20 protein-coding genes are annotated in these 22946 nt (G+C 65.5%); 8 read left to right on the top strand and 12 right to left on the bottom strand.

Features of this window, described 5'->3' with window-relative positions; translation table 11 throughout:
• The first annotated feature begins 128 nt into the window (after window positions 1–128).
• The 3 genes from aceE to ACPJXG_RS11185 all read left to right on the top strand — a co-directional run bounded on the left by aceE (window position 129) and on the right by ACPJXG_RS11185 (window position 5263).
• On the top strand, window positions 129–2804 hold the full coding sequence (gene aceE / locus ACPJXG_RS11175) for a pyruvate dehydrogenase (acetyl-transferring), homodimeric type (protein ID WP_425254268.1): 2676 nt from the start codon (window positions 129–131) through the stop codon (window positions 2802–2804).
• 18 nt (window positions 2805–2822) lie between these two features.
• The gene (gene gstA / locus ACPJXG_RS11180; protein WP_425254269.1) at window positions 2823–3443 is read left to right on the top strand and encodes a glutathione transferase GstA; all 621 of its coding nucleotides are present in this window, start codon (window positions 2823–2825) and stop codon (window positions 3441–3443) included.
• 230 nt (window positions 3444–3673) lie between these two features.
• Window positions 3674–5263 (top strand): aspartate:alanine exchanger family transporter, encoded by a 1590-nt coding sequence (locus ACPJXG_RS11185; RefSeq protein ID WP_425254270.1) that lies wholly within the window; start codon window positions 3674–3676, stop codon window positions 5261–5263.
• Between the two features lie 12 nt (window positions 5264–5275).
• Here the strand turns inward: ACPJXG_RS11185 and ACPJXG_RS11190 are convergent, their stop codons facing one another.
• A complete protein-coding gene (locus ACPJXG_RS11190) occupies window positions 5276–6484 on the bottom strand; it encodes an MFS transporter (protein WP_425254271.1) in 1209 nt (402 codons plus the stop codon).
• A gap of 155 nt (window positions 6485–6639) precedes the next feature.
• Here ACPJXG_RS11190 and ACPJXG_RS11195 point away from each other — a divergent pair, with 155 nt between their 5' ends.
• The 5 genes from ACPJXG_RS11195 (at window position 6640) to ACPJXG_RS11215 (ending at window position 10677) form a co-directional block, all read left to right on the top strand.
• Window positions 6640–7227: a TetR/AcrR family transcriptional regulator gene (locus ACPJXG_RS11195; protein ID WP_035819724.1), complete on the top strand. Its 588-nt coding sequence runs from the start codon at window positions 6640–6642 to the stop codon at window positions 7225–7227.
• Window positions 7228–7391: 164 nt separating this feature from the next.
• The gene (locus tag ACPJXG_RS11200) at window positions 7392–8582 is read left to right on the top strand and encodes an acyl-CoA dehydrogenase family protein (protein ID WP_035819722.1); all 1191 of its coding nucleotides are present in this window, start codon (window positions 7392–7394) and stop codon (window positions 8580–8582) included.
• A 16-nt stretch (window positions 8583–8598) separates the two neighbouring features.
• Complete coding sequence (locus ACPJXG_RS11205; RefSeq protein ID WP_425254272.1) at window positions 8599–9744, top strand: acyl-CoA dehydrogenase family protein; 1146 nt, start codon at window positions 8599–8601, stop codon at window positions 9742–9744.
• On the top strand, window positions 9741–10229 hold the full coding sequence (locus ACPJXG_RS11210; protein ID WP_425254273.1) for a MaoC family dehydratase: 489 nt from the start codon (window positions 9741–9743) through the stop codon (window positions 10227–10229). Before ACPJXG_RS11205 ends, ACPJXG_RS11210 begins: the two co-directional genes overlap by 4 nt.
• On the top strand, window positions 10222–10677 hold the full coding sequence (locus ACPJXG_RS11215) for a MaoC family dehydratase (protein ID WP_425254274.1): 456 nt from the start codon (window positions 10222–10224) through the stop codon (window positions 10675–10677). Before ACPJXG_RS11210 ends, ACPJXG_RS11215 begins: the two co-directional genes overlap by 8 nt.
• On the opposite strand, the gene ACPJXG_RS11220 is transcribed toward ACPJXG_RS11215, so the two are convergent.
• The 11 genes from ACPJXG_RS11220 to ACPJXG_RS11270 all read right to left on the bottom strand — a co-directional run bounded on the left by ACPJXG_RS11220 (window position 10678) and on the right by ACPJXG_RS11270 (window position 22942).
• Window positions 10678–11601 carry a diguanylate cyclase domain-containing protein gene (locus ACPJXG_RS11220; RefSeq protein ID WP_425254275.1) on the bottom strand — a complete coding sequence of 308 codons (924 nt, stop codon included), beginning with the start codon at window positions 11599–11601 and terminating at the stop codon, window positions 10678–10680.
• Window positions 11598–16097, bottom strand: coding sequence for a PAS domain-containing protein (locus tag ACPJXG_RS11225; RefSeq protein ID WP_425254276.1), 4500 nt, complete (start codon window positions 16095–16097; stop codon window positions 11598–11600). The genes ACPJXG_RS11220 and ACPJXG_RS11225 overlap by 4 nt, the downstream gene beginning before the upstream one ends.
• A 233-nt stretch (window positions 16098–16330) precedes the next feature.
• On the bottom strand, window positions 16331–16696 hold the full coding sequence (locus ACPJXG_RS11230) for a NirD/YgiW/YdeI family stress tolerance protein (RefSeq protein ID WP_425254277.1): 366 nt from the start codon (window positions 16694–16696) through the stop codon (window positions 16331–16333).
• A gap of 27 nt (window positions 16697–16723) precedes the next feature.
• A complete protein-coding gene (locus tag ACPJXG_RS11235) occupies window positions 16724–17296 on the bottom strand; it encodes a prepilin-type N-terminal cleavage/methylation domain-containing protein (protein WP_035819706.1) in 573 nt (190 codons plus the stop codon).
• An 87-nt stretch (window positions 17297–17383) separates the two neighbouring features.
• Window positions 17384–18109, bottom strand: coding sequence for a hypothetical protein (locus tag ACPJXG_RS11240; RefSeq protein ID WP_425254278.1), 726 nt, complete (start codon window positions 18107–18109; stop codon window positions 17384–17386).
• A complete protein-coding gene (locus ACPJXG_RS11245; RefSeq protein WP_425254736.1) occupies window positions 18109–18882 on the bottom strand; it encodes an ABC transporter permease subunit in 774 nt (257 codons plus the stop codon). Before ACPJXG_RS11245 ends, ACPJXG_RS11240 begins: the two co-directional genes overlap by 1 nt.
• Window positions 18882–19592 carry a type II secretion system protein gene (locus tag ACPJXG_RS11250; RefSeq protein ID WP_425254279.1) on the bottom strand — a complete coding sequence of 237 codons (711 nt, stop codon included), beginning with the start codon at window positions 19590–19592 and terminating at the stop codon, window positions 18882–18884. Before ACPJXG_RS11250 ends, ACPJXG_RS11245 begins: the two co-directional genes overlap by 1 nt.
• Window positions 19589–20311, bottom strand: a complete 723-nt coding sequence (locus tag ACPJXG_RS11255) for a hypothetical protein (protein WP_425254280.1) — start codon at window positions 20309–20311, stop codon at window positions 19589–19591. Before ACPJXG_RS11255 ends, ACPJXG_RS11250 begins: the two co-directional genes overlap by 4 nt.
• On the bottom strand, window positions 20308–20715 hold the full coding sequence (locus ACPJXG_RS11260; protein ID WP_425254281.1) for a hypothetical protein: 408 nt from the start codon (window positions 20713–20715) through the stop codon (window positions 20308–20310). Before ACPJXG_RS11260 ends, ACPJXG_RS11255 begins: the two co-directional genes overlap by 4 nt.
• Window positions 20712–21383: a hypothetical protein gene (locus ACPJXG_RS11265; RefSeq protein WP_425254282.1), complete on the bottom strand. Its 672-nt coding sequence runs from the start codon at window positions 21381–21383 to the stop codon at window positions 20712–20714. The genes ACPJXG_RS11260 and ACPJXG_RS11265 overlap by 4 nt, the downstream gene beginning before the upstream one ends.
• Entirely contained in the window at window positions 21380–22942 is a 1563-nt protein-coding gene (locus ACPJXG_RS11270) for a hypothetical protein (RefSeq protein ID WP_425254283.1), read from the bottom strand. Before ACPJXG_RS11270 ends, ACPJXG_RS11265 begins: the two co-directional genes overlap by 4 nt.
• Window positions 22943–22946: the final 4 nt, after the last annotated feature.

Here is a 22946-nt window from a genome sequence, read left to right on the forward strand (position 1 = left end):
TCCTCCAGATCAATCACAGTTGCAAATGCAATTATAGCGCTATACAATGGCCGGCATAACGATTGCAAATGCAATGATTGCAGTAGCAATCGATCATGACGATGTATGCCCACCCTCAGGAGACTGCCATGACCCCATCCCTCGCCGTACCCGATATCGATCCGCAAGAAACCAAAGAATGGCTGGAGGCGATGCAGGCCGTCGTCGCCGTGGAAGGGCGCCCGCGCGCCCATTACCTGATCGACCAGCTCGTCGATATTGATGCCGCGCAGCACGGCGGCATGCACGGCCGCGTCACCACCGCCTATACCAACAGCATCGCCACGGCGCGCCAGCCCGCTTATCCGGGCGACCTGGCCATCGAGCGCCGCCTGAATGCCTACATCCGCTGGAATGCGATGGTGATGGTGCTGCGCGCGGCCAAACACTCGAACGTGGGCGGCCACATCGCCACTTACCAGTCGGCGGCCGTGCTGTATGACGTCGGCTTCAGCCATTTCTTCCGTGGTCAAACGGACCAGTTTGCCGGCGACCTGGTCTACATCCAGGGCCATTCCGCGCCCGGCATCTATGGCCGGGCCTATCTGGAAGGCCGGATCACGGAAGCGCAGCTGGACAATTACCGCCGCGAAGCGGGCCGCGAGGGCTTGTCGTCATATCCGCATCCCCGGCTGATGCCCGACTTCTGGCAATTTCCCACCGTCTCCATGGGACTGGGACCGCTGACGGCCGCTTACCAGGCCCGTTTCATGCGCTATCTCGAGTACCGCGACTTGAAGCCGCACCAGGGCCGCAAGGTGTGGGCTTTCCTTGGCGATGGCGAGATGGACCAGCCGGAATCGCTGGCCGCCATTTCCCTGGGCGGCCGCGAGCGCCTCGATAACCTGATCTTTGTCGTCAACTGCAACCTGCAGCGTCTGGACGGTCCCGTGCGCGGCAACAGCAAGGTCATCCAGGAACTGGAGGGCACCTTCCGCGCGGCCGGCTGGCATGTCATCAAGGTCATCTGGGGCAGCGGCTGGGATGCTTTATTGCAGAGCGATACGAGCGGTTTGTTGCGTCAGCGCATGATGGAATGCGTGGACGGCGATTACCAGACCTTCAAATCGCAGAATGGCGCGTATGTGCGCGAGCATTTCTTTGGCAAGTATCCGGAACTGCTGGCGCTGGTGGCGCACATGTCGGACGACGACATCTGGAAGCTCACGCGCGGCGGCCACGATCCCGAAAAAGTCCACGCGGCCTACGCGGAAGCGATGCGCACGACTGGCCGTCCCACCGTGATCCTGGCCAAGACCGTCAAGGGCTTTGGCATGGGCGAGGCGGGCGAAGGGCAGAACATCAATCATCAATTGAAGAAAATGAGCGCCGACGCCGTGCGCGCCTTCCGCGACCGCTTCGCGCTGCCCGTCAGCGATGCCCAGCTGGAAGAGATGCCGTATCTGAAACCGGCGCCGGACAGCGAGGAAGCGCGCTACTTCGCCGCGCGCCGGGCGCAACTGGGCGGCTACATTCCTGCCCGTATCAGCAAGGTGGCGCCCTTGCCCATACCGCCGCTGTCCACGTTCGCCACCCAGCTCAAGGATAGCGGCGAGCGGGGCGCGTCCACCACCATGGCCTTCGTGCGCATCCTCGGTACCCTGCTGAAAGATCCCGCCTTGAGCAAGATCATCGTGCCCATCGTGCCGGACGAATCGCGCACGTTTGGCATGGAAGGGCTGTTCCGCCAGATCGGCATCCATTCCTATCTGGGCCAGCTGTACACGCCGCAGGACGCGGGCCAGCTCAGCTATTACAAGGAAGCCAAGGATGGGCAGATCTTGCAGGAAGGCATCAACGAATCGGGCGCCATTTCCTCCTGGATCGCCGCCGGCACGTCGTACAGCAACCATGGCCTGGCCACTATTCCGTTCTACATCTTCTATTCGATGTTCGGCTTGCAGCGCGTGGGCGACCTGGCGTGGGCGGCGGCCGATGCCCGCACGCGCGGCTTCTTGCTGGGCGCCACGTCGGGCCGCACGACCTTGATGGGCGAAGGCCTGCAGCACGACGATGGCCACAGCCATGTGCTGTCGTCCGTGATTCCCAACTGTATTTCCTACGATCCTACCTATGCCTACGAGCTGGCCGTCATCATCCACGACGGCATGCGCCGCATGTTTGCCGAGCAAGAGGATATTTTCTATTACATCACCTTGCTCAACGAAAACTATCCGCACCCGGCCATGCCGGCAGGCGCCGAGGCGGGCATCTTGCAGGGCCTGTATCTGCTGCAGGAAAGTCCGGAAGCACTCATGGCAACCACGCCGCGCGTCCAGCTGATGGGCAGCGGCTCCATCCTGCGCGAAGTGCAGGCCGCCAGCGTGCTGCTGCAGCAGGATTTCGGCGTGGCGGCCGACGTGTGGAGCGCCACCAGCCTGACGCAAGTGCGTCGCGACGGCCTGGCCGTGCAACGCTGGAACATGCTGCACCCGGACAGCGCACCGCGCGTGCCGTATATCGCGCAATGCCTGGCTGGCCGGCAAGGCCCGGTGGTGATCGCTACCGATTACATGAAGATCGTGGCCGACCAGGTGCGCCCCTTCGTGCATGACCGGCGTTTCGTTGCCCTGGGTACGGATGGCTTTGGCCGCTCCGATACGCGCGAATCCTTGCGCACCTTCTTTGAAGTGGACCGCCATTTCATCGTGCTGGCCGCCCTGACGGCGCTGGCCGATGGGGGCCAGCTGCCGCGCAGCAAGATTGGCGTAGCCATCGCCAGATACGGCATCGACGTGGACAAGCTCGATCCCGCGTCCGTGTAACTTTTCGAGGAGGGCATCATGAAACTGTATTACGCAACGGGAACGTGTTCTTTGTCGCCGCACATCGTGGCCATCGAGGCGGGTATTGCGCTGGAGCTGGAAAGAGTTGATATTCGCAAGATTCCACGCGTCACGGAAACGGGCGCGGACTATGCGCAGGTGAATGCGAACCTGTACGTGCCGGCGCTGGCGCTGGACGATGGCACCATCTTGCTGGAAGGCACGGCCATCGTGCAATACCTGGCCGACCTGGCGCCGGCCAGCGGCCTGGCGCCGCCGCCCGGCTCCCTGGCGCGCGTGCAGCTGCAGTCGTGGCTGGGTTTTATTGCCACCGAGCTGCACAAGGTGTTCAGCCCCTGGCTGTTCCACCCGGAATACGGCACGCAGGCGCAGGACGTGGCCCGCTCGCGCCTGGCCGCACGCCTCGACTATGTGGAGCGGCAACTGGCGGCCGGCGGGCCATATCTGCTGGGCGAGCGTTACTCCATCGCGGATGCCTATCTGTACACCATTCTCAGCTGGTCGGCGCACACCAAGGTGGACTTGTCGGCTTTCCCGCAAGTGCGGCGCTTGATCGAGCGCGTCGGCGAGCGTCCCGCCGTGCAGCAGGCCTTGCGCGAAGAGGAGGGTAGATATTGATAAAACATATTTCTATCATCACAACATAGAATTGGATGAATATGCTGCGATGCGGCATCATTCACCTGTCTCCTCTACTTCCTCACAGGAATTAGATTCAGCCCGCTCCCGCAGCGGGCTTTTTTTTGCCCATTTTTAAGGTGCAAAGCTGCGCACGCTTGCTTGTCATCATCGCCATCGTGTTGCTTTTGTGCATGCTAAACTGGGCCTTCCCCAGACCAAGGTTTCTGATGCTTCAATTATTTCGTCACACGCTGGAGTCCACGCCGATCCTCGCCCTGTTTCTCGTCATCGGCGCCGGTTATGCGCTGGGGCGCATCAGCGTGTTCGGCTTTTCGCTGGGCGTGGGCGGCGTGCTGTTCGCGGGGCTGGCGCTGGGCGCCTTTGCTCCCGGTTCCGTGCCGCCGCCGATGGTCGGCTCCATCGGCTTGCTGCTGTTCCTGTATGGCATCGGCGTGCAGTATGGCGTGCAGTTTTTCGCCGGCTTGCGCGGTGCGGGGCAGAAACACAATCTGATCGCCTTTGTCTCCGTCATGGGCGGCCTGGCCGTGTCCGTCTGGGGCGGGCAGTGGATCGATATCTCGCTGCGCATGGCCAGCGGCGTGTTTGCCGGCGCCATGACCAGCACGGCCGCCCTGCAGGCGGCGCTGGAAGCGTCGCACGGCAATGGCGACGCGGCCGTCGGCTATGCCGTCGCGTATCCGTTCGGCGTGGTCGGCCCCATGCTGGGCCTGTACCTGGCCGGGCGGATACTAAAACCCGTGCTGACGCCGCCGCCGGCGCCCATCGTCGTCTCCGAAATCACCATCGACGCAGCCACATTGGCGGGCGCGGCCCTGTCCGAACTGGCCGATGGTCCGCTGGCGGGCGTACAAGTCATCGGCGTGCGCCAGGGCCACCAGAACCGCTTGCCCGATCCGGGCCTCGTGCTGGGCGTGGGCGACGCGCTGATGGTGTCGGGCACGGTGGCGGGTGTGGAAGCGGCGCGCACGGCGCTGGGCCACCTGGATCCGGGCCGGCTGATGAAGGACCGCAGCGCGTTCGACGGCACGGAAGTGTTCGTGTCGGACGCGGAAATCGTCGGCGTGCCCCTGGGCGAATTGAATTTGGCCAAGGATTTCCCCCTGCAGATCGCGTTCATTCGCCGTGGCGACGCCATGATCCTGCCGCACCCGTTCCTGACCCTGGAGTTTGGCGACAGGGTGATGGCCATCGCGCCAGCCAAACATGCGGCCGACGTGCGCAAGCTGTTCGGCAACTCCATCACGGCCACGGCCGAGTTCAGCTATGTCTCGCTGGGCATGGGCATGGTCCTGGGTGTGCTGCTGGGCCTGGTGCCGATTCCCTTGCCATGGATAGGCTCGTTCAGCCTGGGCCTGGCCGGCGGCCCGCTGGTGATGGCGCTGATTCTGGGCCGCCTGGGCCGAGTCGGCAAGATCAGCTGGCGCCTGCCCCTGTCGGCCAACCTGGTCATGCGCAACTATGGCTTGACGATTTTCCTCGCCTCCGTGGGCATGGCGTCCGGCTTGCCTTTCGTGCAGCAAGTGGGCGCCGACGGCTTGCCCATGCTGGCGCTCGGCGCCGTGACGGTGCTGGTGGTGGTGGCGCTTGTCGTCATCCTCGGCAAGGTCTTCCTGCGCCTGCCGTTTCCCGAGTTGCTGGGCATCGCGGCCGGCGCCACGGGCAACCCGGCCGTGCTGGTGTTCGCCAACCGCCTGGCCAAGTCGGACCGGCCGAACCTCGGCTACGCCATGATTTTCCCCAGCATGACCATCGTCAAGATCGTGGCCGTGCAAGTGCTGCTGCACTTGTATGGCTGATGGCGGCCAGCGTCAATCGCTTGCAGCGCCAGGCTGCTTGCTGGCTTCCATAAAGCGGATGCCAAACGACAGCAGCAAGGCGGCCGCGGCAAATCCTGCGGCAAGCCACAGGTTGGCGGACAGGCCCAGCCTGTCCACGGCCTGGCCACCGGTCCACGCCCCGAGCGCAATGCCGATATTGAAGACGCCCACATACAGCGCGGCGACGATCTCCACGGCGCCGGGCGCCGCCTTCAGCATCAAAGTCATCAGGCCGACCGATACGCCACCGTAAGCCAGTCCCCAGGTCAGCAATGCCACGCCGCCGCCGATGCCCGAGTCGCCGACGGCCAGGAACAGCAGCGGCGTAAGCAGCAGGCCGCCCGAGATGGCGATGATGGTCGTCGCCGTGCGCCGCGAGGCCATGACACCGGCCAGGAAGTTTCCAAGGATGCCAGCGAAGCCATAGGCAAACAGCAGTGCGCCCAGCCATTGCGCATCGAACCCCGACACGGACAGCAGTAGCGGACGCACGAAGGTAAAGGCCATGAAATGGCTGCTCACCAGCAACAGGGTCAGAAGCAGCCCCGCTTGCAACCGCCTGTTGCGCAGCTGCTTGCCGAATTGGCGCCAGGTCGCCGCAGCGGCAGCGGGCAGGGCGGGAATGACGGCCAGGTGCAGCGCCAGTACCAGGCCGCTGAACAGTGCCATGACGCCGAAAGCCCAGCGCCATCCTGCGAGGTCGCCGATGTGTGCGCCTAGCGGCACGCCCAGCACGGAAGCGGCCGCCACGCCACCGAAGATGACCGACGTTGCCAGCCCAACCGAGCGGGCAGGAACCAGCCGGGAAGCGAGGCCGCCGGCGATGGCCCAGATGCCGCCCATGCAGAAACCGACGAGTACACGTGCCGCCAGCATCCACGCCATGTTCTGCGCCAGGGCCGAAGCAATGTTTGCGATCACCAGGAGTGTCAGCAAACCACAGAGTATTTTGCGCCTGTCCAGGCTACCCGATGCGAGCACGACCAGCGGCGCAAACATGGCCGCTAATAGTGCTGGCAGCGAGATCATCAGGCCGGCCGTTCCCGTGGAGGTGTCCAGTGTGTCGGCAATCGGCGTCAGCAGGCCGACCGGCAGCATTTCCGTCGTCACGACGGAAAAAGTAGCCATGCCGACAGCGGTGACCGCCAGCCACAGGTGGCGGGTAGAAGTTTCTGCGGCAGCGCAGGAAGACGTACTCATGGTGCATATCCTTCATTGATCATTTGATAAACGGCGCAGCCCTGCTTGCAATGGAGATACGTCGCAGTGATAATACATACATCGCGTATGAATAAGTATATATACATACGCACTGTATATAAACAATCATGCGCTACGTATGTAAGGAGAGAGAAATGGTTCGCCGCACCCGTGTGGAAATGGAAGAAACCCGCGCCTCGTTGCTGGCCACGGCCCGCAAAGTGTTTAGCGAGCGCGGTTATGCCGACACGTCGATGGACGACCTCACCGCCCAGGCAGGGCTGACGCGGGGTGCGCTGTACCATCACTTCGGCGACAAGAAGGGCTTGCTGCTGGCGGTGGTCGAGCAGATAGACGCGGAAATGGATGGCCGCCTGCAAGCCATCTCCGACGGCGCCGCAGACTTGTGGGAAGGCTTTCGCAGCCGCTGCCGTGCCTATCTGGAGATGGCCCTGGAACCGGAAATTCAGCGCATCGTCTTGCGCGATGCGAGGGCGGTCCTGGGCGGCGCTTCACCGGACTCGCAGCGCCATTGCCTCGAGTCGATGCAAGGGCTGATCCAGCAGCTGATTCACCAGGGCATCGTGGCCGACGCTTGCCCACAGGCACTGGCTGCGCTGATCTACGGTAGCCTGGCGGAAGCGGCGTTCTGGATCGCAGACGGCGACGAAGGCAATGCGCGCCTGATAAAAGCAGTTGCGGCATTGGAATTGCTGTTGCGGGGGCTATTAGTTCAAAGGTAATGGCGAAAAGTGGCATGGCTTCGCGATGAACCTTGAGCCTGTGTAAAACCGCTGGTGCCGCTCCCAATCTGTTGTACAATCCTTGAGAACGGTCGTGCTTTTTTGTGCGCTGAGCTTCCTTGCGTGCAGTCATCACGGCAACCGATAAGAACAAGGAGACAGACATGGACCTGCATTACACGGCCGAGGAGAGCGCCTTCCGCGACACGGTGCGCGCCTTCCTCGATACCCATTTGCCGGCGGACTTGCAGCGCAAGGTGCGCCAGCATCTGCGCCTGAACCGCGACGATTACGTGCGCTGGCACAAGATTGTCGCGCAACAAGGCTGGGCCGCGCCGGCCTGGCCCGTCGAACATGGCGGCACGGGCTGGACAGCCGTGCAGCGCCACATCTGGGAAGACGAGTGCGCGCGCGCCGCCACGCCACCGATCCTGCCCTTCGGCGTCAACATGGTGGCGCCCGTCATCATGGCCTTCGCCAGCGCCGAACAAAAAGCATATTATCTGCCGCGCATTTTGAATTGCGACGACTGGTGGTGCCAGGGTTACTCCGAGCCGGGCGCCGGGTCCGACCTCGCTTCGCTGAAAACCACGGCCCAGCGCGACGGCGACCATTACATCGTCAACGGCCAGAAAACCTGGACGACGCTGGGCCAGCACGCGGACATGATCTTTTGCCTGGTGCGCACGGACAGCACGGTGCGCAAGCAGGAAGGCATCAGTTTCTTGCTGATCGACATGAAAACGCCGGGCATCACCGTGCGCCCCATCATCATGCTCGATGAAGAACACGAAGTGAACGAAGTCTTTTTTGATAACGTGCGCGTGCCCGTCAGCAACCTGGTGGGCCAGGAAAACAAGGGCTGGACCTACGCCAAGTATCTGCTGGGCCACGAGCGCACGGGCATCGCCGCCGTCGGCCGCTCCAAGCGCGAGCTGACTTTCCTCAAGCAGCTGGCCATGCAACAAACCAAGCGCGGCGCACCGCTGCTGCACGATCCCGCGTTCGCCGCCAAGGTCGCCACCCTGGAAATTGAATTGATGGCGCTGGAAATGACGGTCTTGCGTGTCATCAGCGACGAAGGCAAGGGGCCGGGACCGCAGGCATCGATGCTGAAGGTGCGCGGTTCGGAATTGCAGCAGCAACTGACGGAACTGATGGTGGAAGCCATCGGCCCGCAAGCCTTGCCGTTCGACCCGGCATTTCTGGACGGCAGCGCGCCGCACAGCGCTGGCGGCGACGACCTGGCTGCGCCGCTGGCCGCGTATTACTTCAATTACCGCAAGACATCGATCTATGGCGGCTCGAATGAAATCCAGAAAAACATCATCACGCAGATGATCCTGGGCCTGTAAGCCAGAAGGAGACGACATGGACTTTCATTTTAATCAGGAACAGCAGCAATTCGCCGACGCGCTCAGGCGCTGGGTCGACAAGGATTACCGCTTTGAAACGCGGCAAAAAATTATCCACTCGGCCACCGGCACGTCCGATGCCGCCTGGGCCACCCTGGCCGAGCTGGGCATGACGGCCTTGCCGCTGCCGGCCGGCGCGGGCGGCTTCGACGGCACGGCCGTCGACATGCTGCTGGTGATGCAGGAACTGGGCCGTGGCCTGGTGGTCGAACCGTATTTCGCCACCGTACTCGGGGCGCGCTTTTTGAGCCTGGCGGGCGGCCACGATGGCGTGCTGGAACAGGTCGCCAGCGGCAGCCTGAAGCTGGCCTGCGCGCTCGGTGAGCGCCAGTCGCGCCACGAACTCAATGATATTGCCGCCACGGCGACAAGCCGAGGCGACGGTTTCGTGCTCGATGGCGAGAAAACCGTCGTCATCCACGGCGCGCAGGCGGGCGCCTTGATCGTGTCGGCCCGCAGCAGCGGCGGCCAGATGGAGACGGATGGCATTTCGCTGTTCCTCGTGCCTGTCGACGCGCCCGGCGTTTCCGTGCGCGACTACCGCACCATCGACGGCCAGCGCGCCGCCACCGTCACCCTCGTGCAAGTGGTGCTGGGCCACGACGCCTTGATCGGCCAGGCAGGGCAGGGCTGGTCCGTGCTGGACGCGGCCGTGGATTACGGCGCCTCCTTGCTGTGCGCGGAAGCCGTGGGCGCCATGGACGCCATCTTTGCCGCCACTCTGGAATACCTGAAGACGCGCCAGCAGTTCGGCGCGCCGATCGGCAAGTTCCAGGCCTTGCAGCACCGCATGGCCGACATGTTCATCCACCTGGAGCAGGCCCGTTCGATGGCCATGCTGGCCGCCGCCAAGGTCGACAGCGAGGATGCGTCCGAGCGGCGCCGTACGGTCTCGGCCGCCAAGGCGAGAGTGGGACTGGCCGCTACCTTTGTCGGCCAGCAAGCCGTGCAATTGCATGGCGGCATGGGCGTCACCGACGAATTGCCTGCCGCCCACCATTTCAAGCGCCTTGCCATGATCGCCCTGACCTTGGGCGACGTGGACCATCATATCGAGCGCTTTATCGCCCAGCCGGGCTTCTTGCCGACGGAGACCGCATGACCGCATCGCCTGCCACCACCCCGAAACACTGGTATTTCGAAGACTTTACGCAAGGCCTGCAAATCGACCTGGGCCAGCGCCACGTAACGGAAAAGGAAATCATCGCTTTTGCCACGGATTTCGATCCGCAGCCATTCCACGTCGACCATGCGGCCGCCGAAAAGACCATCTTCAAGGGCGTCATCGCCAGCGGCTGGCATACCTGCGGCATGATGATGCGCCTGGTGGTGGACAATCTGCTCAAGCATTCGTCGAGCATGGGTTCGCCCGGCCTGGACAGCATCCGCTGGCTCAAACCCGTGCGCGCGGGCGATACCCTGCAGCTGACCTACCAGGTCAAGGAAGTGCGTCCGTCGACGTCGAAGCCGGACCGCGGCATCGTCATTTCCGTGTGGAGCGTGCGCAACCAGCATGGCGAAGTGGTGACGACGGTGGAGGGCATGGGCATGTTCGGCCGCCGTCCGGCAGGCGAAAACCATGCGTGATATCGTCGGCATCGCCGGTTTCCAGGCCCTGGCGGGACAGCACGTGGCCGTCTCCGACTGGCTGACCATCACCCAGCAGCGCATCGACACCTTTGCCGACGCCACGGACGACCATCAGTGGATCCATGTGGACGCCGAACGCTGCGCGCGCGAGTCGCCATACGGTTGCACCGTCGCGCACGGCTTCCTGACCTTGTCCCTGCTGCCGGCCATGCTGCAGGGAGCGCTGCACATGGCCGGCATCCGCATGGCCATCAATTATGGCCTGAATAAAGTACGCTTCCCCGCGCCCGTGCCCGTGGGCAGCCGATTGCGCGCGCGGCTCGATATCCTCTCCGTCGACAACTTGCCGGAAGGGGCGCAAGTGAACTGGGCCGTCACCATGGAGCGTGAAGGCGACCCGAAACCCGTGTGCGTGGCGGAGTTTTTGATGCGCTGCTATCCCTGATCACTCCCCCTCCGACGCGCAATACCTGTCCCGCCCCGTATGCTTGGCGCGGTACAGCAGGGCGTCGGCGGCGCGGATCAGGGCGCTGGGGTCCATGCCTTCCGTGGGCATGATGCTGGCCATGCCCAGGCTGACGGTGACGTGCGGGCCGACGCTCGATCTGGCGTGGGCAATGTGCAGCGCGCGCACTTCGTCGAGGATGCGCTGGGCCACCACTTCGGCGCCGTCGCGCGTTTCCTGCGGCAGCAGGATGATGAATTCCTCGCCGCCGTAGCGCGCCAGCAGGTCGGGCGGGCGCACGGCGCAGCGGCGCAAGGCGGCGCTCACCTGCTGCAGGCACAGGTCGCCCGCCTGGTGGCCATACGTATCGTTGTAATCCTTGAAGTGGTCGATATCGGCCATGATCAGGGCCATCGGCACGCCGTCGCGCGCGCAGCGCCGCCATTCGCTGTCCATCGTGTCGTTGAAGCTGCGCCGGTTGGCCACGCCCGTCAGCGAATCCGTCAGCGACAGTTCGCGCATGGCGTCGGCTTGCCGCTTGATGGTCAGCTGGCTGCGCACGCGGGCGCGCACGACGGCCGCGTTGAACGGTTTCGTGATGAAATCGACGGCGCCCGCTTCCAGCGCCCGCGTCTCGTCTTCGGGCTGGTTCAGGGCCGTGACGAAAATGACGGGAATGGCGTTCAGGAGCGCCGATTCGCGCAGCGCGCTGCAGACGGCATAGCCATCCATGCCGGGCATGACGGCGTCGAGCAGGATCAGGTCCGGCAGTTGATTATGCGCAATTTCCAGCGCCTTGTCACCGCTCAGGGCGAACAGCACGTCGTGTTCCTCGCGCAGCAGCTGGTGCAGGATCTGGATGTTTTCCATGGCGTCATCGACGATGAGGATGCGCCCGTTCATGGCAAGGTTGGTCCAGCTCACTTGTTTTCCTCTCGTTTCAGCTGATCGAGCACGAGTTTTTCCGCCTCGGCAAAATTCAGCGTTTCAATCGCATGTGCCATCGCCAGCGCCGCTTCCCGGTCCGACTGTTGTATGGCGGGGTGCAGGGCCTGGAATTGCGCCAGCGCTTTCAGGTTGTTGTTGTGGATCAGGACCAGCAGCTCGGACAGCCCGGCGTGCAGATCGACGGGCGCACCGCCGGGCGCTGCCGCTGCCGGCTGGCTGCGCCGTACGGGCGAGGGCAGGGTGCGCGCCGCTTCGATGACTTCGGCCATCGCCTGTTCCAGCCGTCCCAGCAAGGTGGCCGCGGCGTGCGGTTGCCCCGTTTTCAGCGTTTTTTCCGTCTCGGCGGCCAGGCTGGCGATCTGCGTGGCGCCCAGGTTGGCGGCCACGCCGCACACGCGGTGCAGCAGTTGCGCCGCCTGCTGCAGATGGCCGGCGGCCAGCAGGCGCCGCGTTTCCTCGACGGCGTCGCCTTGCGAATTCTCAAAGCGCTTGAGCAGGGCCAGGAAGGCGCCGTAGTCGCCGCCGAAGCGGTGCAGGGCCGCCGCCAGGTCGATGCCGGGCACGGTGGCCGGCAAGTCCGGCGTCTGCGTGGCGGCATCGGCTGCCTGGACGGCGCCGTCGCCGGAACCCAGGGGCGCGCGCACCAGCCGGGTCAGGGTCTCGATCATCTCGTCGACATCGATGGGCTTGGCCACATGCGCATTCATGCCGCTGGCAATGGCGCGCAGACGGTCTTCATCCATGGCATTGGCCGTCATGGCGATGATGGGCAAGTCCGGCAAGCCCAGGGCGCGGATGGCCAGGGTGGCGTCGTAGCCATTCATGACGGGCATCTGCAAATCCATCAGCACCACGTCCCAGGCGTTGGGCGTGCTGGCGAGCAAGTCGACGGCCAGCCTGCCATTAGCGGCCACGGCCACGCGCGCCCCCGAGTGCAACAGGATGTACTGCGCCACTTCCTGGTTGATTTCATTGTCTTCCACCAGCAGCACGCGCATGCCTGTGAGCAAACCCGACAAGGGCGTGGACACGGGCAGCACGGATGGCGCGCTGCGGCCATTGCGGCCATCCCGCACGGCGGTGACGGCCGCCAGCAGGCGCGCCGGAGTGGCCGGTTTCGAGACGATGCCGGCCAGCATCAGGCTGTCGGCCAGGCGTTCGAGGTTCTCGCTGTCCTGGTCGGCCACCAGCATGATCACGGGCGGCAGCGCCAGGTGTTCGTCGGCGCGCGCCTCGGTGAGCATGGAAATGCCATCCATGCCGGGCATGGCCGCGTCGAGCAGCACCATATCCACGTGAGCGGCCGCCTGCAAGCCGTCCAGGCCGCTGGCGTGGGCGCGCAGCAGGGCCAGGCCGGCCGCGCCGCTGTCGGCGCTGCGGCTGTGCCAGCCCTGCGCCGCGCACCAGTCTTCCAGCATGGTGCGCACGCTGGCGTTGTCGTCGATGATCAGCAGCGACAGGGCCTTGGGCACGCCCTTGCCGGACGGCTCGGGCGGCGGCGCCACCTTCTCGAAGCGGCAGCTGAAGCGGAAGTCGGAACCCTGGCCCAGCGTGCTTTTGACGCTGAGGGTGCCGCCCATCAATTCCACCATGCGCCGGCAGATGGCCAGCCCCAGTCCCGTGCCGCCGTATTTGCGGCTGGTGCCGCTGTCGCCCTGGGAAAACGCGTCGAAGATGCGTTCCTGCTCGGCCGCGCCGATGCCGATGCCCGTGTCGCGCACGGAAAACGCGAGGGTGGCGCTGGCCGCATCCTCGGCCTCCATGCCGATGCTCAGCACCACTTCGCCATGCGCGGTGAACTTGACGGCGTTGCCCATCAGGTTGATGAGGATCTGTTCCATGCGCAGGGCGTCGCCGATCAGTTCGTCAGGCACGCCGGGATCGAGCACGAACACGGGCTCCACGCCGCGCGCCCAGGCGCTGCTGGCCAGCAAGACGCCCACGCTGCCCAGCATGCGTTCGAGCTGGAAGCGGCGCTGCTCGAGCACCATCTGTCCCGCCTCGATCTTGGAAAAATCGAGCACGTCGTTGACGATGTTGAGCAGCGACTGCGTCGCCATCTGGATCTTGCCGACGTAGCTGCGTTCGCGCCGTTCCAGCGGCGACTCTTCCAGCAGGCGCGCCAGGCCGATGATGGCGTTCATCGGCGTGCGGATTTCATGGCTCATGTTGGCGACGAATTCGCTCTTCGCGATACTGGCCGCCTCGGCCTTGTCGCGCGCGCGCACCATCTGCTCGTTGAGCTCGTGCAGGCGCAATTCCGTGCGCTTGAGTTCGGACACGTCCGAGGCCAGCACGAAGAAGCCGCGCACGCCGCCGCTGTCGTCGAAATCGGGGATGTAATTGGTCCACGTGTGACACACCTGGCCGCCGGGATCGAGCAGGTCGCGCTCGAAGCTTTGCGGCCGGCCCGCCAGCACGCCCTCGACGTGGGGCGCATACACGTCGAACAGTTCCTGCCCCAGCAATTCGCTCATGTGGATGCCGGCCAGCTCGGCGCTGCTGCGGCCAAACCATTCGTTATAGAATTTATTTGCAAATAGGCAACGCAAATCGGCGCCCCAGTACGACACCATGCCGGGCAGGTTGTCGGTGACGGTGCGGATGAAACGCTCGTTCTGTTCCAGGCGCCAGGTGGTGGCGTGCAGCACCTCGGTGGCGCGCTTGCGTTCCGTGATGTCGATCGAGACCCCCAGCACATGGCTGGGGCGCCCCGCATCGTCGCGCAAGACCACCTTGCGCGTGGTGAAGTGGCGCGTGGTGCCATCGGCCGTATTGATCGCTTCCTGTTCGATTTCCACCATCTGCCCCGTGGCCAGCAGCTTGCGGTCGGCGCTGACGAAGGCGGACGCTTGCTGCGGCGGGAAGAAATCGTGGTCCGTCTTGCCCAGCAATTGCTCGCGCGAGCGTCCCAGGGTCAGTTCCGCGTGGCGGTTGATCATTTCAAAGCTCAGCTTGTCTGCGCGCTTGACGAAGACCATGGCCGGGATGTTTTCAATGATGGTGCCAAACAGGTGTTTCGAGCGGCGAAATTCCGCTTCGCTGCGCTTGCGTTCTGTAATGTCCAGCCACAGGCCCGAGACGCCCAGCAACTGCTGTTCCGGGCCGAAAATCGGGTGGTAGGAGACGATCCAGTGACTGATCTGCTCGCGCTGCTGGCCGCTATGGCCTTGCAATTCCATGTCGACGATGGGCTGCCCCGTCCCGAGGACCTGGCGCGCGCAGCGTTCCACCTCGGCGCGCACGGCGTCGTCGAACAGCATGGCGCCCACGGGACGGCCCAGGTGCTGCGCCACGCTGGCCCCGTTGATGGCGGCCAGGTAGTGGTTGATCATGACGATGCGCAAGTTCAGGTCCACGAACAGCATGCCGATCGGCGCCGTCGCATACACGGTCTCCAGCAGGCGCGTGGACTTTTCCAGGGCCAGCGTGCGTTCGGCCACCAGGCTTTCAAGCTGCGTGCGGTGGCGCCGCAGGTCGCGTTCCAGCGCGCCCAGGGCACTGGCCATGTCGGCCGATTCGCGGTCCGCGTGCTTGTTCGACAGCAGCGGTTTGCCCTGCGCCAGCGCATGGATTTGCTGCGTCAGTTCCTGCAGGGTGCTGGCCAGACGGCCGCCCACGCGCCAGGCCAGGGCAAAGCCGGCGCCCAGCAGCAGCGCCAGGATGAGGGAACCCGTGACTACCGAGCGCAGCAGGGCTTCGGCCACCGTGCTGGTGCGCATGGTGACGGCTACCGTCCAGGCGGCGTCGGGGGCGCGGCGAAAGCCCGTGTACACGTCGATGCCTTCCAGGGTGGCATGGCGCAGCACGCCTTCGCGCGCCTGGCGTATCTGTTCCAGCAGGGGCGCCGCAGTGCGCTGGCCCACATAGCGCTGCGGCGCCAAGGTGCGCGCCACGTTGATGCCGTCGGCATTGATGATGGCCGCGCCCAGGTAGGCGGGCAGGCGCAGTTCGCGCAGCAACACGGACAGGTAGTCGGGCGGGTACAGTGCCGTCAGCACGTAGGCGGCTCCCTGCTTGCGCGGCAAGGGCAGGTTCAGGGCCAGCTGCGGCACGCTGTCGGGTGCCCTGGCCAGGCTGGTCAGCCGCGGCTTGCCGTAGTCGCGCGTGCGCTCCATGCTGGCGGCCCATTTTTGCGGCAGGGGCGGCGGCGCCTGGCTGGCGGGCAAGGTCGTATTGATCAGCTGGCGGCCCTTGGCGTCGGAAACGATGAAGGCGCTGACGGCCAGGCCCGGCTGCAGCAGGCTGGCGGCCAGGACACGCAGGGCGCCGATGTCGTCGGCTTGCAGGGCGGGTGAGCCGGCCAGGATCTGCGCGGCCATCTGGGCGCCGTTCAGGTCGCGTTCGACGGCGGCCGCGACGGCCCGCGCCGCCTGCGCCGTTTCGCTGACGACATGGTCGCGTTCGCGCGTATAGCTTTGCGCCACGAGCAGGAGAAACACGAGCGCCGTCGGAATGACCCAGGCGAGCACCAGCCATGAAATTCTTGAGCGTATCGAAGGCAAATCTTGCACCCGGAAAGCTCCCAGAATGGATGAGTCGACAGGCAGGCTCACGCTGGCGCTGGCTGACCTTGAATGAAAAGATGCTAGACGAAATTGATTGTTCTGACAAGCCTAGTTTCCGGCATGGAAAAAAGGTTGCGCAAGGCATACAGAAGAGGGGGAATTTCCCTCCCGCCGTGGCGGCGGGATGGCACGGCGGCTTACTGGACCACGGTCAGCACGTCGACGTCGATTTCCGGGCTTTCCATGAAGTCTTTTTCCACTTCACCGCGGATTTCCACGCGGGTCTTGGCGTCGATCTTGCGATTCATGAAGACCTTGTCGTCGATGTCCACGCGGATTTCCGCCGTGCCGTCGGAGAAGGTGTATTTCTCGTTGCCGACTTTGCGCAGCAAATGGCCGCGCAGCACGACGGCCTGGTCGTCGACGGGATTTTTCAGGATGGCGGCCACATTGCCGGGCGCGGCCGGGCCGGTCGTCGGTCCCACGTATTGGGCGTGCGCGCTGCCGGCCAGCAAGGCGCAGGCTGCGGCCAGGGAAACGATGAGTGTGCGGTGCAGTGACATGGTATTCCTTTGATAGTGACTGTAGGCTCAGAAAAAGACGGCGGTGCGGGCAATGATAGCACCGGCATTGCCATAGGGCATGTTCGCCCGGACGCTGCCCGTGCCGGCCACACCATCGTCGAGTTTGCTGTCGATCTGCTCCGCGTAGCTCTCGGGCAGGTTATCGAAACGGATGCCGTTGCCGGCGCGGCCGCCCACTTCATCGTTGTACAGGTAGACGGCGCCGCCCTGGGCGCTGGTCATGAATTGCGAGGTGCCGTTGAACGAGCCGGTAATAAAACCGCCCAGCGCCAGGTGTTGCGGTGCCAGGGTGAATTCGCGCGGCTGGCCGTCGCCGATCTGGCCGTCGCCATTGCCGTTGCCGGCCGAATTGGGCACGTGCACGGTGCCCTGGAGATCGTCGCCGGGCAGGGCGCGGAACTTGTCCTGGTAGGCGTTGACGGCGGCCGTCAGCGCGTTCGACTGCTGGATGATGTTTTTCACCTTGGCGCTGTCGATCAAGCCTTGCCCCTTCAGCACGCCGCCGAGCAGCAAGCCGATGATGACCAGGACGATGGCGATTTCTACGAGCGTAAAGCCGTGCTGGCGGCGTGGGGGCATGGGATTTCCTTGGAAAAAAGTGCTACAGCTTGAGATGGCAGTTTACTGCAATTGGTGCCGGATGCGCATGGCATTTCAGGCAGCGGCTCATGGGGCGGCCTGTGCTTTCTTCCTGGCCAGTTCGTCGAGCCGGCGCGCCAGAAAGGCCAGTTCGTGCGGGTCATTGATCTGGCCGCTGGCGAGCAGGCCGCCGATCACCAGGCGGGCGCTGTCGAGCTGGTCCATGTCTTCCAGGATGAACGCTTCCATCTCGCGCACCCACGGCGGCACCTGCGGCCCCGTCGCCAGCTGGCGCAATGCGCGCGCGTAGCCGAGCGCCAGCGGCAAGTCGTGCAACTGGTGCTTCGCCACCAGCACGGCCTGCGCCATGGCGGGCCAGCGGCGACGCGGGTCGGCCGCGAAGCTGGCGGCGACAAAGGCCAGCATGCGGCGCGCGCGTTGCGGATCGGCCACGCCGGCATACACCTCGCTGGCGGCCACCAGCGCGTATTGGCTGCGCGGATCGAGCGTTTGCGCCGTCTCCAGCCAGCCGGCCAGGCGGTCATAATCGAGTTCGCGCCACGGCAGGCTGACGCCGGCCTGGTCTTCGAACGATTGCAGGTACAGCAGCATGGCCTTCGACATGGCCAGCGGCTCGCCCAGGCTGGCCAGACGCGCCACGCCAGCCGGCGGCGCGGCGGGCAGCGGGCGTGCCTGGGCGGGAGCGTGCTGCTGCGCCAGACGCCAGCCCAGCTGCAATAACAGGCAAGCCGCCAGCAGCCAGCACACGGGGCGCGGCACGCTGGTCCATGGACGCTGGGTGGTCGCGGCCATCAGATGTTCCTGCGGTAAAAGTCGCACAATGCGCAGCTGGCCAGCAAGGCCACATAGATGCCGGTTTGCGCCGCCACATTGAGCAGCGCCTGCCAGTCGCCGGTGGCGTACAGCAGCCATTCCGTGCGGGTAAACGCGTCCAGGCGGGGCAGCAGCAGGGCCAGCACGTCGATGGCGCCGGCCGTTGCCCGTTGAACCAGGGAATCGCCCGCCTGCGGGCCGTGCGCCAGCAGTTGCAGGCTGCCCAGCATGCGCGCCAGTACGTAGAAGCCGCCCGTGGCGGCCAGCGCCGGCAGGGCTTGCTGCAAGCTGGCCGCGCACAGCAGGCTGAAGGCGGCGACGATCCACAACTCTCCCAGCAAGGACAGCGCCCACAGCGCGCATTGCGCGGGCGCGGCGAACAGCGCCATCAACAGGCCGAACAGCACGGCGGGTACGGCCGCCAGCGTGCCATAGCCCAGCAGTTTGCCCAGCAGGTAGGCGGCGCGCGGCATCGGCAGCGCCAGCAGCAGTTCCAGGCCCCGGTCGGCCGCTTCGCGCGCCATGCTGGTGATGATGAAGGTAGCAAGCAGGAAGACGCCGGCCAGGCGCAGGGTGGCCGCCAGCATGGCCGCCTGCACGGCGCCGCTTTCCGTCAGCGCCAGTTGCTGCAGTAAGCCGGCCAGGGCGGCCGCGCCGCAGGCGGCCAGCAGGAACAGCCACGGCAGGCGGCTGCGCAGCGCTTCGAGCAGCGTGTAGCGGGCGATGGTGAACGAGGGCGAGAGCATGGGCATCAACGGGGCAGCCTTTGCGCGGCCACCATGCGGTTGAACAGGATGTTCGGCGACAACCAGGCGACGATATCGTCGAACTCGCCGCCCGGCTGTTGCGGGCCGCTGGCGGCGCGGCTGATGACGGTGGTGGCGTTCGAAGCATTGTTGCGCTCGTCGACATTGTTGCCGAAAGGCACAGCCTGGCGCTGGCCCTGTGCGCTGGTGGCGCCGAAACCGTTCTTGCCGTGCGACATGATCATCGCGGGGATGTCGTTCAAGGCCGTCGCCTGCAGCAGCGCGCCGCCATTGCGCGTGACGATGCTGATGTCGCGCGGCGTGGACAGGCTGAAAAGCTGGCCGCTGTCGCTGAAGGCCGGCGTCACGCTGTAGCGCAGCAGATTGTTCCAGCTATCACCCTGGCGCAGCCCCAGGGTGGCCCAGGGCAGGAAGCCGGCGCGTTTTTCGCCCGTGCAGCGCGTGCCGCTCCGGTCTTCCAGGCCGCTCATGGAGGAGATGGCGGGACAGGGCAGGTAGCCGTAGCGCAACGCGTAGCCGGTCAGCGCTTCCTTCGCTTCATTCAGCGCTTGTTGCGTCTCGGCCACCTTGCGCTGCTCCAGCTGCACCGTCAAGGGCGTGACCAGGCCGCCGATCATGAGGCCCACGATGACGAGCACGATGGCGATCTCGATCAGGGAAAAGCCGCCCTGGCGGCGCGGATGGCGAGCGCTCATGGCAGGTTGCGCGCGGCGCGCATGCGTTGGTACAGGGTGGGCAAGGTAATCCAGGTGAGCATGTCGTCAAAGGCGCCACCGGGCAGTGCGGCATTGCCGGTGGCGGGGCGGGCAATGAAACCGCGGCTGGCGCGGTCGTTGGCCGCTTCGTCGATATTGCCGCGCGCCGTATTGATCTGCATCACGCCGCTAGCGGCCGTGCCGTAATGATCCTTGCCTTGCGAGAACAGCACAACGGGCAGGCATTGGGCGCTGACGTCGCACAGCGCCTGGCCCGCCACGAAGGCAAGTTCGCCGCGCGAACCGCGTTCAAGCACGACCCTGTTGGCGATGGCGGAAAACGAGACGATGGGCGCGCGCGCCATTTCCGGCGTGACGCTGTAGCGCAGCAGCTTGCCCCAGGCATCCACGCCGTCCACGCCCAGCGCCACCCACGGCAAAAAGCCGCTGCAGGCGGCATCGTCGGCGCAGTCGGCGGCCCGTTCGCGCCCGTCGAGGGCGGAGGCGGCCGGACGGGGCAGGCGGCCATTGGCCGCCGCAAAGCCCAGCAAGGCCTCGCGCGCCTGCGCCAGGGTGGCCAGGGTGCGCTGCTGGCGTTCGGCCTCGCCCGTGTTGCGGCCAAAGGCGCTGATCAGCAGGCTGGCCGCGCCCAGGCCCAGCACGGCCACCAGCAGGAGCAGGGCGGCGCCACGCTGGCGACGAGCTTTCCGTGGCGTCATGGCGGGGTCTCCTGCACTTCGGTGACCGTGCCGCTGGCCGGATCGTAGCGCTGGCCAGGTTTCAGCAGTACCACCTGGCCGTTCGACAGGCGCAGGGTCAAGGTGCCGGGTTTGTCACGGGCAAGGCGGTTGTGCGGCTCGTTCTGCGCTTCCTGGTTCAGCCAGACGGTGGAGCGGCCGCTGCTGCGCACCACCACGCCATTTAATTCCACGGGCGGGGCGGGCGGTGGCGGGGGCGGTGGCGCCGCCAGGGCCGGATCGGGGGGCGGCGGCCCGTAGCGTTGCGCGTCGAGCTGGGCGCGCTGCTGGGGCGACAGGAACAAGCGCCCCAGTTGCTGTGCCTGTGCATGGAGAGTGGGCGCGGTGCCGGCCAGCAGCGCGCACAGGACGAGAGCGTACCTCATGGCGGCCCCGCCACGGTCAGGCTGTTGACGGTCAGCCACAGCAGCTCGCATTCGGCGCCCAGGGCGGGCGCCGCCTCGCCGCCGGCCGCGCCATGGCGCTTGAGCGTGCACTCCTGCACGGCGAAATAGCCGGCCTGGCGCAAATCGTCAAACAGGTTCAGCAAATCCATCTCGTGCAGCAAATCCATCTGCAGGCGCATGCGGCTGCCGCGCAAATGATATTGCCCCATCACCATCGGCAACGGCACTTGCAGCCCTTGCTGGGGACTGATGTCATAGCTGATTGGCAGCAGCTTGCGCTGTTCCTGGCTGCGGCGGATGGCGTCGATCCAGGCCAGGCGGTTTTCCTCGCCGATCAGGCCGCGCTGGCGCAGCGCCAGGAATTGCGGTTCGTAGGCGCGGATTTCCTGCTTTTCCGCTTCCGCGTGGTTGAACAGGGTGGCCGCCGCCGCGCGCGTGTGCTGGGCCAGGTACAGCCGTTGCGCTTCGCGCGTGCGATAGGCGGTGCTCAGGCTCAGCAGCAGCACGCCGGCCAGCAAGGTCAGCGCAAAGCACAGCATGGCGCCGCGCACCAGGCGCAGTTCGCCCAGCCAGGCGGGCAGGGTGCGCGCAGGCGTGCTTGTCCGCTGCATGCCGGGCAGGGGCGGCTGCTTGACGGGGCCGCTCATGGCTGCCACTCCAGCAAGAGGGTAAAGCGGGCCTGGCTGTCCGGCGCCGGCGCGGCGCTCTTGCCGGACAAGGCCACGCTGGGACGCAAGTCGAGCGGCGTTTCCTCTATCCTTACCTGCATGCCCGGCTGGCGCGCCAGGGTTTGCGCAAACGCCGTGATGGCGGCCAGCGCCGCGCGGTAGTCATTGTTCGGCATGGCCACGTCCGCTTCCAGGCGCAGCGCCTGCGGCGGGGCGACGGGGATGCCGGCCAGGCTGCTGCCCAGCGGGCGACCGCTTTCCGTCTGCGGCGCTTGCTGGCTGCCGCTCGTGCGCGCTGGGGGCGGTCCCGCGTTCCAGTGCAGCTGGCCCAGCTGGATTTGCGGCGCCTGGTCCAGCGCCGCGCCCAGCAGGCCCAGCAGGCGGCCCGGTTCCGGCGCCTGGCTGGCGATCATCTGGCCCAGAGTGACGGCCACTTTCATGTTCTGCGTCCTGGCCGGCGCCGGCGGTTGCGTCGACATGACGCTGCGGTAGCGTTCCTGGTAGGACGCCGTTTCCTGTGCCAGGCGCTGCGTGGCGGCCCCATCGGCGATGCCGCCAAGCAAATTGATCACGCACCACAGGGCGGTCGACGCGCCGATCAGCGCGCTGGCGCCATACAGCGTCTTGCGCGCGCGCTGGAAGTGGTAGTAGCGGGCCAGCGCGCCGGGCGGATAGTGGCTGGCCGGCGGATGCTTGCCCAGCAAGGTCAGCAGCAATGCATCGGCCAGCGCCGGCGTCTGGCGCAAGCCCACGCGTGCGCCGGCCAGCTGCAGGTCGATGAAGTGGTAGGCCACTTCGACGCCGTTGTCGCACAGCAGTTCAAGCTTGGCGATCTGCGCGGCCGGCGCCAGGATGACGGTATTGAGCAGGTCGCCGCGCGCCAGCATGCGCGTGCTGGTGAGAAATTGCCGCGTCTTTTCCGTTTCCAGGACGATATTCACGGCCACGCCGTCGAGCGCGATGGTGGCCGTCTGGCGCGAAAAGCGCAGCTGGCCCTTTTCATAGTAACTTTGCCGCAAGCCGCCCGACTGCTGCGTCACCAGCAGCAAGTGTTCATGCGCGAGCGACAGCTTTTTGACCAGCGCGATACTGAGCAGGCTGGTCGAATAAATGCCGGCCACGGGCACGCGCAAGTGTTCAAGCGCCTCCGTCCACGGCTGCAGCAAGGACGGGTTGGTCAGGGCGAAAAACAGCACCTGATCGTCGTGGCGGCCCGCGCTTTCGCGGCCCAGCACGGTGCTGCCCCGGTAGGGCGTGTCGCGGTGCAACTGCTGGCGGCGCCGCTCCAGCAGGGCGCGGCCCGCCTTGCCGCGCACGTGGGGCACGAGCTGATGCTGGAAATCTTCCTCGATCAAGTCCGTCAGCAGGTAGGCGGGCACGTCGAGACGGTGCGCCTGCGGGTCTTCCAGCCATGCGGCGAAGCCGTCCAGCCCGGCCGCGCTGGCGGCGAAGGTCTGGCCCGGGCCCAGCACGCCATGGTCCCAGTCGTAGGCGCACAGGGCGTCGCTGGTAATGTAGAGTAATTGTTTGCGGAACACGGCG

This window comes from Janthinobacterium sp. NFX145, assembly GCF_049810325.1.
GTDB classification, from domain to species: domain Bacteria; phylum Pseudomonadota; class Gammaproteobacteria; order Burkholderiales; family Burkholderiaceae_D; genus Janthinobacterium; species Janthinobacterium rivuli.